The sequence below is a fragment of the Luteibacter flocculans genome (genome assembly GCF_023612255.1).
Classification (GTDB): Bacteria; Pseudomonadota; Gammaproteobacteria; order Xanthomonadales; family Rhodanobacteraceae; genus Luteibacter; species Luteibacter flocculans.
Genome location: NZ_CP063231.1, coordinates 2731812 through 2744641 on the forward strand (window position 1 = coordinate 2731812; position 12830 = coordinate 2744641).

Sequence of the window (12830 nt, forward strand, 5' to 3'; positions counted from 1 at the left end):
CTTTAAGGTGCGCGTAACTACGGCTGCGGCACCTGTTGATCCTGAGTATTGAACCGAAACGACGCGGCACCCCCGAGGGCCGAAGGCAAGGTCACCTGAATGATCGGCGCCCAGCGATTCGTAACCGACTTGAACTCCGACTGGTTCTGCCTTGCCTCACTCAATCCAGGCGCAGAGCCTGCGAGATAAAAGAACGCTTCGAGAGGGATCCGGGCATCGTCTTGCGCCCACGCACCGATCATGATTTCGTTCTGTAGGTCAAAGCGCTTATTTAGTTGCGACCGGATCTGCCCGATAGACTCAAACGCCTGGGTGGCATTGGGGGTGCCGGGGAGCAGTCCGAACCCGCACTGCTCCCCATAAAAGTTCCGGTGGCCGAACTGCGCTATCCAGGCCGCCGAATTTTGAATACCCTGCGCCTCGCACGGCCCACTGTCAGCGATGCCGACATACGCACCGCACCCGTCCAACTTTCCGGTGGTTCTACCCACCGTTGCGGCATCGTACGGATACGCACAAAGGGCGAAGAGCTGCGTATAGCCATCCGAAGGCGAGTCGGCGTAGTAACGCGGCAGGATGATGAAGCCGTTCGTGTAGCTGAAGGCCAGGCTACTGAAGCCCGCGTCACGCCGAAGCCAGGAGAACGATACGCCCTGTTTTACCGGCGAGCCAGGATTCGGATTCCAGACATAGTAACCGACCCCCCGCCTCGTCGCCCTCATCAGAACCCCGGAGCAAAGCAGCACGGGCTTCGGGTCAGGATCGCCTGGGTATTGCATGCAAGCGCGAAAGGTTTCGTCGTAGCGCTCCTGGAGGTGCCGCGCCACCTCCGCACCGGAAGCACGACCGTACGAGCCATGCGGACGATACCCCTGCCCCGCACACGCCGCGAGAAGAACGACCGCGACAGCGACGCCAAGGGAGCGCCACGCATACATGAGTCGAGCTTTCATCCAACACCTCCCTGTGTCGGCCTGCCTATCGCTCTCTCTACTTCAGCACCGCATCACCAGCATGCACATGCTCAGTGCTTGGCGGAAGGTATAGAGGCGGTCCGCGTCGCGGGCACCGCCTGGTCCTCGGGTAAGTAGCGGAAGTACGCGTCGTTCCCTTCACTCTGCGGCAGAACGATCTGGACGACCGGCACCCAACGCCCTATCACCGCTTTGAAATCTCTCTGATTCGCCATGGCCTCACCGCGCCCTTTCGCGCTTCCGCCGATATAGAAAAAGGATTCCAGCGGCAGGCCAGGATCATCCTTCCGCCACGCACGCAACATGACCTCGTTGTGTAGCTTGTGCAAGTCTGGCCGTTTGAGTTTGGACCTGACTTCCCATCCCTGATAAACGGGCCACACCAGATGGGCATCGAAACTGCACTGACTCCCGTACATGCCACCAGCTCCGTAGCGGGCGATCCACTCATCGGCGTTGGTAATGTTCTGTGCCTGACAAGGTCCGCTGCCAGGGATACCCGGATACGCACCGCATCCATCGTCGCTGCGATTCCATGTCGCTGCGTCATAGGGGAAAAGGCAGAGCGCACTGACCGGGTCGAGACCTGCTTGCCAGGCCTGGTCGGAGGGCAGGAGGGTGAACCCGTTGTCAGAGTCGAACGCGAGGCCACCGAAAGAGCCTCGCTTGTTCAGCCAGGAAAACGACACCGAGTTCTTATTTGGCGAGTCCGGATTGGGATTCCAGACATGAAAGCCCTCTCCGCGCTTCGTGGCACGCATATACACGCCATTGCACGTCAGCCTGGGATTGGTGCCCCCTCCACACTGGATGTCTAGGTTGTTGAAACGCGCCAGCATGTTCGTCACCACCTCGCCCCCCGAAGGGGACGCCGTCACTCCGCCTGAATGGCGAGGCTCCTGGCCTGCACATGCCGCAAAGAAGGCGACCGCTGTCGCCATGGATACGATCCGAAACGCGCGAGCAATCATCGTGTCCATCGCTTACCTCCATGTAAGCCGCATGCAATCTCCGGTGAACCGCAGTCTGGCACCGGGCGAAGCGGCCCGATATCGACCCTCGGTCGTAGGCGACCGCAGACGATATCCGGCACAAGCTGCCGAGGCATCCAATGCACAAAGACTTTTTCTTGGATGCACCCCTCGGCGCGGTCTCGCCCCGGTCAGCTTGTAGTGCGACCAGAGCCGATCGCCTCGTCGCGCAGCTCAGCGCAACGACAAAAAAGGCGACCCTCTTTCGAGGGCCGCCTTTGTCGCATCTCGCCATCCCACGATCTACGTGGGCGTGATGCTCAGTTGATAGATCGCGTTACTTGCTGCCCATCCGCGACTTCAGCGCGTCCACGACACGACGGACGCCATCGGCATCGCCCTGCGCGCGAACTTCGCTGCCGGTGCCGCTCGGCATGACGGACAGCACGACACTGTGCGTGCCGCCCTGCGACGACGGAGCGTCCTTCGCATCCTGATCGGCGTTCTTGCCGCCACCGAACATGCGACGGAACAGGCCCGGACGGCCTTCCGGCTTACCGCGATTTACGGCGATCTGATAACTGTGTGCAGTGTCGTCGTGGCCGACGACCTTGCCCAGGTCGCCCACGCTCAGCAGCTCACCGATGCGGCGGTAGGCGGCGTCGGGGGCATCGGTCAGCACGAAACCGTCGGAGACGGGCGCCGCCGAAGCGTTCCCGTTGGCGTCAGCGCCGGCGCCCACGTCCGGAATCACAAGGGCGGCGCTGGTCGAGGGCGTATCCAAGCCCGGCGGGATTTCCAGGGGAGCTTCCTGCTGGGCCTTCTGCCATTCCTTCGTGGAGCGGAACGCGCCGCAACCGGAAACGACCAGGACGGACAGGAGCAGTGCCGGGACGACCAGCGCGTACGAGGTTTTCTTCATGAACTTTGGGTTCCGTTGGGAAGGTGAGCGTCAGGCGGCAGACGCCAATGGTGCCAGAGCCGCGAGGGTTTCGTGCAGCCTCGCCAGCGCCGGGCCAGATTCCAGCTCGACCAGGGGCAGCCGCGGAGCCGCGGAACCGAGCCCCAGGGCGGCCAGGCCAGCCTTGACCGGGATCGGATTCGGCGCGCAATTCAAGGCATCAATGAGCGGGGCCAGCCGTTCCGCAGCCTGCCGCGTGCGCTGCGCGTCGCCCGATCGGGCGGCGTCGCACAACTCGCGAAAAGCCTTGGGTACCAGGTTGGCCACAACCGAGATAGTCCCCGCGGCGCCGGCCAGCATGGCCTCGGGAGCCGAACCGTCGTCGCCGCTCAGGTAGACGAAATCCGGCCGGATAAGTTCCGCGACGGCGCGGATGCGCTCGGCGTCGCCACGGGCTTCCTTCACGCCGATGATGCCGGGGTGGTCGCGCAGCACAGCCAGGGTCTCCGGAGCGATGTCGCAGCCCGTGCGTGGAGGCACGTTGTACAGAATGACGGGCAGGCCACCCTGATCAGCCACGGCGAGAAAATGCCGGCGCAGGCCCTCCTGCGTGGGGCGCACGTAGAACGGCGCGACGACCAGCGCGGCATCTGCGCCCAGCGCAGCCGCGCGGCGCGTGGTGGCGATGGTTTTTGCGGTGCCCGCCTCGCCGGTGCCGGCGACGACCGGAACACGCCCGCCGACGCGCTGCACCGCGAACGCCAGCAGGCGCTCGTATTCGTCGTGTTCCAGGAAGTGCGACTCGCCGGTCGAGCCAGCCACCACGACGGCCTGGGTCCCGCCTTCCAGTTGCTGGTCCAGCAACCGGCCGAACGCGTCCAGATCGAGGGAACCGTCGGCGGCGAAAGGCGTCGCCAGCGCGGTGATGCTGCCTGAGATATCCAAGGTGAAACCCGTTGTGCAATCAACGCTTCGCATGTTACCGGGGCGTTTCGGGCTAGTCCATTCGGCCCTATCCCCTCCGGCGGGCGTGCCGTGTCTTGCTAGCGTGCGACGGGGCCAAGTAAGCTGCCCCCAAAGCGTTGGTCCCGCGCCCCGCGGGATGCGCCATGGGTAGTCCCGCCTTGAATCGTTCTGCAGCACGCAACGCCGCCACCGATAACCAACTTCTCATTTCGACGCTGTCGCCGGCGCATCGCGCGCCGATCCTCGCGCTGGCCAAGCGGATCGCCGACTCCGGCTGCAATCTCGCCGATGCCCGGGTTTCCACCATCGGCAACGACACCTCGGTGATGCTTTTGGCCGTCGGCGCATGGGATGCGGTGGCGAAGCTGGAGACGTCGCTCGGCAAGCTCGGTCGCGATGAAGAACTGCAGATCGTCCACTACCGCACGACACCGCGCGAACCCACCGCGCACCTGCTGCCTTATCTGGTGGAGGTGATCGCTGCGGATCGCCCGGGGATCCTGGTGAAGATCATCGAGTTCTTCTCGCGGCGGGACATCAGCGTCGAACAACTGTCGTCGATGCGCTACCAGGCGATGCAGACCGGTGCCGAGATGTTCCAGGCGCAGATCACGATCGGCATTCCCGCGGAAACGCACATCGCCGCGCTGCGCGACGATTTCCTCGAACTGTGCGATGGCCTCAACCTCGACGCCATCATGGATCCCGTCAAGTTCTAAAACCGCGAGGAGCAGCGGACGTACGCATGACCGGCAAGAGCATGAAGCTACCGAAACTCGAAGGCACGCTTGGCGACGGCTCCACGCTGTCCCTGTCTTCGCTCCAGGGCCAGTGGGTCGTCGTCTTTTTCTACCCCAAGGACAACACGCCGGGTTGCACTAACGAGGCCCGGGATTTCCGCGACCTCTACGCCGCGTTCAAGGCGCGTAACGCCGAAGTCGTCGGCGTGTCCCGCGACTCCGTCCGTTCGCACGCCAACTTCGCGAAGAAGCACGAGTTGCCCTTTCCTCTGGTCTCCGACGCCGACGAAACCTGGTGCCGTGCGTTCGACGTCATCCACGAGAAGGTGCTCTACGGAAAGCGCTACCTGGGCGTCGTGCGCAGCACCTTCCTGATCGATCCCCGCGGCAAGCTCGCCGCGGAATGGCGCGGCATCAAGATCCCCGGCCACGCGCAGGCCGTATTAGAGAGTGTCCCCGCCGCGTGACGGCTACCGCGTCAAGCGGCACCCTCCCCCCGGTCGTCGCCGCGCGACCGGGTTCCGCAACCTCCGCATGAGGTCACTTCCGCATGACCGGAAGCAAGCGCATCTACGCCCTCGACACCAACGTGCTGCTGCACGATCCGACGTCGTTGTTCCGCTTCGAGGAGCACGACGTCTTCATACCGATGACGGTGCTGGAGGAACTGGACGAAAAGAAGAAAGGTGGCTCGGAAGTTTCGCGCAACGGCCGTCAGGTCAGCCGCTTCATCAACGAACTGATCGAGCGCGGCGGCGGCCAGGGCCTTCGCGACGGTCTGGAACTCAGCAACCCCCAAGGCGTCAAGCTCAAGCGTGGCGCGGTGGGCCGTCTGTTCTTCCAGCAGCGCGCAAGCCACGGTAACGGCAAGGCGGACAATCAGATCCTGGCATCGGTCATCGACCTGCGTGACCAGCATCCGGATCGCCCGGTGATCCTCGTCACCAAGGACATCAACCTCCGGATCAAGGCGTCCATCTACGGCATCACCGCCGAAGACTACGAGAACGACCGCGCGCTGGACGATTTCGCCCTGCTCTTCACGGGCTCGGACGCGCTGCCGGAAGACTTCTGGAGCCGGCATCCGGAGCTCCGTTCCTGGAACGAGCGAGGCCGGACGTTCTACGAGGTGAACGTCCACGAGGACGAGCAGTGGTACCCGAACCAGTGCCTGTACATGCCGGGCGAAAACGACGTGGAGCTGCGCGTGCTGCAAATCTCCGGCGACGAAGATGCACGCAAGGCCCGGCTCGTTCTGCTCGACGACCACACGCATGCGGCCCACAGCGTGTGGGGCATCGCCGCGCGCAACCGCGAGCAGAATTTCGCCCTGAACCTGCTGATGGATCCGGACGTCGACTTCGTGACCCTGCTGGGCACCGCGGGCACGGGCAAGACGCTGCTCGCGCTCGCCGCCGGCCTGGCCCAGGTGATGGACCAGCAGCGCTACCGCGAGATCATCATGACCCGCGCCACCGTGCCGGTCGGCGAAGACATCGGTTTCCTGCCGGGCACGGAAGAGGAAAAAATGACGCCTTGGATGGGCGCGCTGACCGATAACCTCGAAGTGCTCGCCAATCCCGAGGAAGGCGGCTCGTGGGGGCGTCAGGCCACTAACGATCTGCTGGCATCGCGGGTCAAGATCCGTTCGCTGAACTTCATGCGCGGGCGCACGTTCCTGAGTCGCTACCTCATCATCGACGAAGCGCAGAACCTCACGCCCAAGCAGATGAAGACCCTGATCACCCGCGCCGGACCGGGCACGAAGATCATCTGTCTGGGCAACGTGGAACAAATCGACACGCCGTATCTCACGGAGACCACCTCGGGCCTCACCTATGCGGTGGACCGCTTCAAGATGTGGGCGCATTCGGGACACATCACGCTGAAGCGCGGCGAACGGTCGCGCCTGGCGGATTTCGCGTCGGAAGCGCTGTAACCGCTGTAAACAAAGGGGCGCGGGCGCCATGCCCGCCCCCTGGGACATCGTCGGCCGCTGGTCAGAGCAGCGGCTTCGGCTGTGCCGGCTCGGTGGGCCAGGAGTATCCTATGGCCGTTGATACGGCCGCGCTCGAGTGCGGCCATCGAAAGGTTCCCATCGAGTCCCTTCCATGAATTTCCTCGGACCTCGCTTCATCGTTCTGTATGTGCTGATCCTGTTCACGCTGTGCGTGTTGCTGGTGCACCTCCGCGGCCGCTCGCGCCTCCGCTTCGATCGCCAGTTGGTGGATCATTCGGCGATCTTCGCGCCGTACAACCTGTTGATGTACGCGTTTTCCGCTGTACCGGCGCGCCCCATTCTCGACCGCCGCGGGTTTCCGCAGCTCGACCTGCTGCAGAACAACTGGCAGAAAATCCGCGAAGAAGCCCTGCATCTTTTCGACGAGGGCTTTATCCGTTCGGCCGAGAAGCATAACGATGCCTCGTTCAACTCCTTCTTCAAGCAAGGCTGGAAGCGCTTCTATCTGAAGTGGTACGGCGAACCGCTGGCATCCGCGGAAGCGCTCTGCCCGGAGACAGTGAAGCTGCTGAATGCGATCCCGAGCGTGAAGGCGGCGATGTTCGCGTTGCTGCCGCCGGGCAGCAAACTCAACCCGCATCGCGATCCGTTCGCGGGCTCGCTGCGTTATCACCTGGGCCTGATCACACCCAACTCCGACGACTGTCGCATCTTCGTCGACGGCGAGATGCATGCCTGGCGCGATGGCAAGGACGTCGTATTCGACGAGACCTATGTGCACTGGGCGGAGAATCGCACGGACCAGACGCGCGTCATCCTCTTCGCGGACGTGGAGCGCCCGCTGAAGAGCGGACTCATGACGGCGATCAACAAGCGCGTGGGCGCGTTCATGGGGTCGATCACGGCCTCGCCGAACAGCGACGACGGCAAGGAGCAGGTCGGTTTCGTCAATCGCATGTTCGCGCTCAACCAGCGTGGGCGCGAACGCACGCGGCGTTTCAAGAAGGCCAATCCGAAGCTGTTCCGGGTGCTGAAGTACGCAGGCATCGTGGTGATGATTTGGCTCATCTTCCTGGCGCCCTACCCGTTTTTTCGCGGATGAGATCGGGCTGGGGCTAAGTCGCTCGTCGCTCGGCTTCGCCATCGGTGTAGCGCTGGGAGCTTTGAGGGAACGCCATCGGCCGCAGCCCTCGGCGCCTCGGCTTCACCGTCGCTCGGGTAAAGCGGCCACTGCGCGGCCGTGTGTGGCTTATGGCTGCGCCCCACGCGCCCGGATACCGTGCACGCGCCCGGATACCGTGACAAAGCAGCCCCTTGCGGGAGCCGCCTCAGCGCCCTTGCAGGAGCCGCCATGGCGGCGAGGGAATCTTGCCGGTGGGAGCCAGCCTGCTGGCGATGGGAGCTTGCCTCGCTGCTACACCGCTTCGTTGGCGTCTCGCCGCTATAGCGGCTCCCACGGGAAACCAAAAAAAAACGGCATGCCGGAGCATGCCGTTTCGGAAATATACGTTGAAGGGTGCCCGTCAGATCTTGGCGATACCTTCGGGGCGCTTGGCACCCACGAAGTGCTTGGCCCAGTAGGCCTCGTTGAGGCTATCGACGCGTACGGTCTTGCCGGCCGACGGCGAATGGATGAACTGGCCGTTGTCGATGTAGATGCCGACGTGCGAGACGGCCTTGCCGCGGGTGCGGAAGAAGACCAGATCACCCGTCTTCATTTCGTTGCGCTTGACCTTGAGGCCGGCGAGGAACTGGCTGGCCGAGTTGGTCGGAAGGTCGAGGCCGATGCTGTGCATGAACACGTAGCGGACGAAGCCGCTGCAATCGAAACCGGTGGAAGGAGCCCGGCCACCGCGGTGATAACGGATGTCGCGGAGCTTCATGGCGAAGGCGAGAAGCGCCTCGCGGGCATGGCCATCAACGTGACCAGCGAGTTTGTCGGTGGCGGCGGCGACGAGGCTGTCGTCGTCATCCGCGTCGGTGTCGGTATCGGCCGTGGCCGCGAGCGGGGCGTTCGAAGCGGCCTTCGGAGCGGCGATCAGCGAGGTGGCGTCGGGAACCGCTGATTGGGCCAGCGCCGTGGCGGGCGCGAACACCGGAAGATCGGTGAGGAGAAGCGTGGCGGACTGGTCGAGACCTTGTGGAGCCTGGATCGTATCGGCAAAAGCGGGTGTTACGGCGGCGGTACAGCAAGTGGCTAACGCGAGAGCGGTCAGTCGCTTTAAATACATGAGCGGAAAGGCCTATTCATCGTGGAGTTAAGCCGCCGTGAAGGTGAGACGACCGTGAACGAGGGGTGAAGTTACCAAACCGAGTCACCCTTGTTGTTGGCATAAAGTTAAAAACGGCCATTCCTAGGAAACATTCATAGAAGTCGCAGGAAACTGCGGGCTAGAGGCCGAAAACATGAACAAGCTTAGGTACTTGCCTTCACGAATGTGAGGGCCGATGACCTTGTTCGGAGCGAATGAAAGGCATCACGCCTTGTACGAACGTGCCCCGAAGATCGCACTGCCAATGCGCACCTCGGTACTTCCCTCGGCAATCGCCAGTGCGAAGTCGCCACTCATGCCCATGGACAGGCGATCGGCCGAATGGCCAGCCTGACGGGCGGTGTCACGCAGGCGATACAGGCTCTGGAAACAGGCCCGTACGCGGCTTTCGTCCTCGGACGCCTCAGCCAGCGTCATCAGCCCGCGGAGGCGCAGCGAGGAGAACGCCTTCAGTTGATCCAGGAAAGAAAGCAGGTCGTCGGGCGCCAGTCCGTGCTTGGTTTCCTCGGGCGAGGTCTTGACCTGCACCAGCACGTCCAGGCTGCGGCCTTGCGTCTGCAAGGCCTTGTCCAGAGCGACGGCAAGGTCCAGGCGATCGAGCGACTGAACCTCGCTGGCCAAGGCGGCGACCGCCTTGGCCTTGTTGGTCTGCAGGTGGCCGATGACGACCCACGACACGTTCTCGTCGGCGAGTGCCGCGGCTTTCGCCTGGATCTCCTGCACCTTGTTCTCACCGAAGCGTCGCCAGCCCAGGCCGATGGCTTCACGGACGGTGTCGGCACCGAAAGTCTTGCTTACCGGCAGCAGAGCAACCTCGGAAGGGTCGCGCCCCGCACGCACGCAAGCATCGGCGACCGACGCCTGCACGATGGCGAAGCGACCCGCTAGCGTGGCCGGGGCGTCGCTCATGCCTTCGACGCTTCCTGGAAGTGCCGAGCGACGACATCAGCCACGACCATGCTCACCCGCTTGCCGGTGGGAATGTGCAGGAACTCGTTCGGCCCGTGCGCGTTGGAATGCGGGCCGAGCACGCCCGTGATGAGGAACTGCGCCCGCGGGAACTTCTCGCCGAGCATGCCCATGAACGGAATGCTGCCGCCTTCGCCCATGTAGGCCGCCGGCGCGCCGAAATAGTGGTTCGACGCGTCGGCTACGGCCTGCTCCAGCCATGGCGACAATGCGGGCGCGTTCCAGCCGCTGCCGTCCTTCTCGAGGTCGAACGTGACCTTTGCGCCGTACGGCGGATCCTTCTCAAGCAACTCCTTCAGGAAGCGACCCGCTTCCGCGCCCGACAAGGTCGGCGGCACACGCAGGCTGAGCTTCACCGACGTACGTGGCCGCAGGACATTGCCCGCGCTGTCCAGGGGCGGCATGCCGCCGACGCCGGTCACGGCCAACTGCGGGCGCCAGGTCCGGTTGAGCACCAGTTCGGTGAGATCGTCGGTCACCGGCTGCATGCCTTCGACGAACGGAAACTTGTCGTAGACAGCGGTGCCCAGCACCTCGGCGGAGCGACGCGCCTGATCGACGCGCTGCGCCGGAATGTCGACGTACAGTTCCTTCGGCACGATGGTGCCGGTGTGCGGATCTTCGAGACGGCTCAGGAGGTCGCGAAGAATGCGGAAGCTGGAGGGCACCACGCCTGAGGCGTCGCCCGAATGCACGCCCTCTTCCAGCACCTGCACGGTGAGGTTGCCGCCGGTCATGCCGCGCAGGGACGTGGTGAGCCAGAGTTGATCGTAGTTGCCGCAGCCGGAATCGAGGCAGACGACGAGCGCCGGATGCCCGATGCGATCGGCCAGATGATCCACGTAGTACGGGAGGTCGTAGCTACCGGACTCCTCGCACGCCTCGATGAGAATCACGCAGCGCGCATGCGGCACGCCCTGTTCGCGAAGGGCGAGCAACGCAGCGAGCGAGCCGAAGATGGCGTAACCGTCGTCCGCGCCGCCGCGGCCGTAGAGCTTGTCGCCCTTGATGACGGGCGTCCACGGGCCGAGGTCATCGGCCCAGCCGGACATTTCCGGCTGCTTGTCGAGGTGTCCGTAAAGCACCACGGTCTCGTCGGTGCCCTTCCCCTGCACGCCCTGCGCGGGAATGTCGATGTAGATGAGTGGCGTGCGACCTTCCAGTTGCACCACTTCCAGTGACGCGCCTTCGAAGGCACCGAGTTTCGAGCGCGCCCACGACGCCATCAACGTCACGGCCTGATCCATGTAACCGTGCTCTCGCCACTGCGCGTCGAACATCGGCGACTTGTTCGGGATGCGGATGTATTCGACCAGTTGCGGCACGATTTCCGCGTCCCAGAGGCCGCTGACGAAGGAAGAGATGCGGGAGGTATCCATGAGGAAAAGGCTCGTCGGGTCAAAGGCCGATTGTAGCAGCGACGACAGCGACGCCCCTTTCGATGTGGTCCCCGCCGGTTGCGCCGTCACGGCCGTGCCGCACGTGCTTTCCCTCGGCGCGCCGGTTCGCGGACAACCCGCGGACCCGCAGAGTGATCCGGCGTCATTCGACGCATCCTCAAAGGAGACGCTCTTGAAACGCTATCTCATTGCCCTGGCCGGGCTGCTGCTCTCGCCGCTCGCTCTCGCTTCGACGCCGGTGAACATCAATACGGCGGACGCCGCCACGCTCGCGGAGTCGCTCGACGGCGTGGGCCTCGTGAAGGCACAGGCGATCGTCGCGTGGCGCGAGGCGAACGGCGCGTTCGAAAACGCCGACCAGCTTGCGCAGGTCAAAGGCATCGGCGCATCGCTGGTGGACCGCAACCGCGATGCGATCCAGGTCGACGGCGGCAAGACGGTGAAGAAGGCCAAGGCGCCCAAGACCCCGCGCGCCCGCGCCGGTGGCGACGAGGACTGACCGCTCGTACCGTCACCGATCCCCTCAAGCGCGTTCGGCCCCGGCGATCCGCCACCGGCCGCCGAACGCGCTACACTCGCGCCCCATGTCGGGTCGGCACTCGCCCTCCCGTACGTCACAGGGGCTTGATGTCGCAATGATCCTGCCGCGTTACCGCATCGCCGCTTCGGGCATTCCTGGGGCCGGCAAGGGCTTGTTCGTGGACGAGTTCGTGGCCGCCGGGCGCGTCGTAACGGCGCCCGACCAGATCGATCGCACGCATGGCTGGGACGAGATCCTGGCCACCCCCGCCCTCGCCGCCAACCTGTACTCAGCCGCCCGCTGGTTCGAGGACCGCTACACGGTCTCCCCGGAGTGGCCGGACGAGTGCTACGTGAACCACAGCTTCGAGCCCACCGGCCTTTGGCACCTCGGCTTCATCTTCGCCGCGAAAGACCTCCCGCAAGGCACTGAAATTACGGTGGATTACCGTCATCTCCTCGCCCCTGGGCAGGACGAGAGCTTCCAAGACGCGGCGACTGGTGAGAAAATAACCGGCTTGTCCTGGCATGAGAGCCTCGCGCAAAGCACCCGCGCCCTGGCCCGCCTGCTCGGCTGACACCTGGTCACTTCGATGGCAATTGCAGACATTCCCGTCCTGGAAACGCCGCGCCTGCGGCTCACAGCCCTCACCGAACGCCACTTCGACGATTACGCGGCCATGCTCGCGGACGCCGAGAGCACGCGCTGGATCGGCGACGGCCAACCGCTCGACCGGATGAACGCGTGGCGTTCCATGGCGATGCTGCTGGGCCACTGGGCGCTGCGTGGCTGCGGCATGTGGGCCATCGAACTGAAGGACACCGGCGAATTCATCGGCCGCGCCGGCCTGATGAAACCCGAAGGCTGGCCCGACCTGGAACTCGGTTGGATGTTGAAGCCGGAACACCGCCACCACGGGTATGCCACCGAAGCCGGCGAAGCGATCCTCGATTTCGCCTGGAACCAACTGCACGCGCAGCGCGTGATCAGCATGGTGCGCATTGGCAACGAAGCGTCCGACCACGTCGCGGAGCGGCTTGGCGGCGAGCACATCGACAACATCGATTTTCTCGGCGGCGCGACACACCTGTTCGCGTACTACCCGCCACACCGCGAAGTCCGCCGCGCCGGTTGACCGGCGCGCGTTCGCCCAGGC

The 12830-nt window shown here is 64.2% G+C and carries 14 protein-coding genes; 7 read left to right on the forward strand and 7 right to left on the reverse strand.

The features are described from left to right. Window positions 1–17 precede the first annotated feature (17 nt). From IM816_RS11675 to dapA, 4 genes are all read right to left on the reverse strand, one after another. Window positions 18–953 (reverse strand): hypothetical protein, encoded by a 936-nt coding sequence (locus tag IM816_RS11675; RefSeq protein WP_250338203.1) that lies wholly within the window; start codon window positions 951–953, stop codon window positions 18–20. Window positions 954–1024: 71 nt separating this feature from the next. Further along, window positions 1025–1954, reverse strand: coding sequence for a hypothetical protein (locus IM816_RS11680; RefSeq protein ID WP_250338204.1), 930 nt, complete (start codon window positions 1952–1954; stop codon window positions 1025–1027). Between the two features lie 328 nt (window positions 1955–2282). Then, complete coding sequence (locus IM816_RS11685; RefSeq protein WP_250338205.1) at window positions 2283–2867, reverse strand: hypothetical protein; 585 nt, start codon at window positions 2865–2867, stop codon at window positions 2283–2285. Between the two features lie 30 nt (window positions 2868–2897). Further along, the gene (gene dapA, locus IM816_RS11690; protein WP_250338206.1) at window positions 2898–3791 is read right to left on the reverse strand and encodes a 4-hydroxy-tetrahydrodipicolinate synthase; all 894 of its coding nucleotides are present in this window, start codon (window positions 3789–3791) and stop codon (window positions 2898–2900) included. A 164-nt stretch (window positions 3792–3955) separates the two neighbouring features. On the opposite strand from dapA, the gene IM816_RS11695 reads away from it, so the two are divergent. From IM816_RS11695 to IM816_RS11710, 4 genes are all read left to right on the forward strand, one after another. Beyond that, window positions 3956–4531 carry a glycine cleavage system transcriptional repressor gene (locus tag IM816_RS11695; RefSeq protein ID WP_072321426.1) on the forward strand — a complete coding sequence of 192 codons (576 nt, stop codon included), beginning with the start codon at window positions 3956–3958 and terminating at the stop codon, window positions 4529–4531. Window positions 4532–4557: 26 nt separating this feature from the next. After that, the gene (locus IM816_RS11700; protein ID WP_250338207.1) at window positions 4558–5019 is read left to right on the forward strand and encodes a peroxiredoxin; all 462 of its coding nucleotides are present in this window, start codon (window positions 4558–4560) and stop codon (window positions 5017–5019) included. A gap of 83 nt (window positions 5020–5102) precedes the next feature. After that, entirely contained in the window at window positions 5103–6491 is a 1389-nt protein-coding gene (locus tag IM816_RS11705; RefSeq protein ID WP_250338208.1) for a PhoH family protein, read from the forward strand. A gap of 172 nt (window positions 6492–6663) precedes the next feature. Next, entirely contained in the window at window positions 6664–7614 is a 951-nt protein-coding gene (locus IM816_RS11710) for an aspartyl/asparaginyl beta-hydroxylase domain-containing protein (protein WP_072321429.1), read from the forward strand. Window positions 7615–8035: 421 nt separating this feature from the next. Here the strand turns inward: IM816_RS11710 and IM816_RS11715 are convergent, their stop codons facing one another. The 3 genes from IM816_RS11715 to IM816_RS11725 all read right to left on the reverse strand — a co-directional run bounded on the left by IM816_RS11715 (window position 8036) and on the right by IM816_RS11725 (window position 11133). Beyond that, window positions 8036–8608: a C40 family peptidase gene (locus IM816_RS11715; protein ID WP_345779947.1), complete on the reverse strand. Its 573-nt coding sequence runs from the start codon at window positions 8606–8608 to the stop codon at window positions 8036–8038. Window positions 8609–8989: 381 nt separating this feature from the next. Further along, complete coding sequence (locus IM816_RS11720; RefSeq protein WP_250338210.1) at window positions 8990–9694, reverse strand: YggS family pyridoxal phosphate-dependent enzyme; 705 nt, start codon at window positions 9692–9694, stop codon at window positions 8990–8992. Next, window positions 9691–11133, reverse strand: a complete 1443-nt coding sequence (locus IM816_RS11725) for a M20 family metallopeptidase (RefSeq protein ID WP_250338211.1) — start codon at window positions 11131–11133, stop codon at window positions 9691–9693. The genes IM816_RS11720 and IM816_RS11725 overlap by 4 nt, the downstream gene beginning before the upstream one ends. Before the next feature lie 193 nt (window positions 11134–11326). Between IM816_RS11725 and IM816_RS11730 the strand changes: the two genes are divergently transcribed. The 3 genes from IM816_RS11730 (at window position 11327) to IM816_RS11740 (ending at window position 12809) form a co-directional block, all read left to right on the forward strand. After that, on the forward strand, window positions 11327–11653 hold the full coding sequence (locus IM816_RS11730) for a ComEA family DNA-binding protein (RefSeq protein ID WP_250338212.1): 327 nt from the start codon (window positions 11327–11329) through the stop codon (window positions 11651–11653). 136 nt (window positions 11654–11789) lie between these two features. Beyond that, window positions 11790–12251: an SET domain-containing protein-lysine N-methyltransferase gene (locus IM816_RS11735; RefSeq protein ID WP_250338213.1), complete on the forward strand. Its 462-nt coding sequence runs from the start codon at window positions 11790–11792 to the stop codon at window positions 12249–12251. A 21-nt stretch (window positions 12252–12272) separates the two neighbouring features. Further along, window positions 12273–12809: a GNAT family N-acetyltransferase gene (locus IM816_RS11740; RefSeq protein ID WP_072322266.1), complete on the forward strand. Its 537-nt coding sequence runs from the start codon at window positions 12273–12275 to the stop codon at window positions 12807–12809. Window positions 12810–12830 lie beyond the last annotated feature (21 nt).

What these genes read in the sequence shown, in the direction of transcription:
- IM816_RS11675 (WP_250338203.1), bottom strand. Translation starts at nt 953, where the DNA reads ATGAAAGCTCGACTCATGTATGCGTGGCGCTCCCTTGGCGTCGCTGTC.
- IM816_RS11680 (WP_250338204.1), bottom strand. Translation starts at nt 1,954, where the DNA reads ATGGACACGATGATTGCTCGCGCGTTTCGGATCGTATCCATGGCGACA.
- IM816_RS11685 (WP_250338205.1), bottom strand. Translation starts at nt 2,867, where the DNA reads ATGAAGAAAACCTCGTACGCGCTGGTCGTCCCGGCACTGCTCCTGTCC.
- IM816_RS11695 (WP_072321426.1), top strand. Translation starts at nt 3,956, where the DNA reads ATGGGTAGTCCCGCCTTGAATCGTTCTGCAGCACGCAACGCCGCCACC.
- IM816_RS11700 (WP_250338207.1), top strand. Translation starts at nt 4,558, where the DNA reads ATGACCGGCAAGAGCATGAAGCTACCGAAACTCGAAGGCACGCTTGGC.
- IM816_RS11705 (WP_250338208.1), top strand. Translation starts at nt 5,103, where the DNA reads ATGACCGGAAGCAAGCGCATCTACGCCCTCGACACCAACGTGCTGCTG.
- IM816_RS11710 (WP_072321429.1), top strand. Translation starts at nt 6,664, where the DNA reads ATGAATTTCCTCGGACCTCGCTTCATCGTTCTGTATGTGCTGATCCTG.
- IM816_RS11720 (WP_250338210.1), bottom strand. Translation starts at nt 9,694, where the DNA reads ATGAGCGACGCCCCGGCCACGCTAGCGGGTCGCTTCGCCATCGTGCAG.
- IM816_RS11725 (WP_250338211.1), bottom strand. Translation starts at nt 11,133, where the DNA reads ATGGATACCTCCCGCATCTCTTCCTTCGTCAGCGGCCTCTGGGACGCG.
- IM816_RS11735 (WP_250338213.1), top strand. Translation starts at nt 11,790, where the DNA reads ATGATCCTGCCGCGTTACCGCATCGCCGCTTCGGGCATTCCTGGGGCC.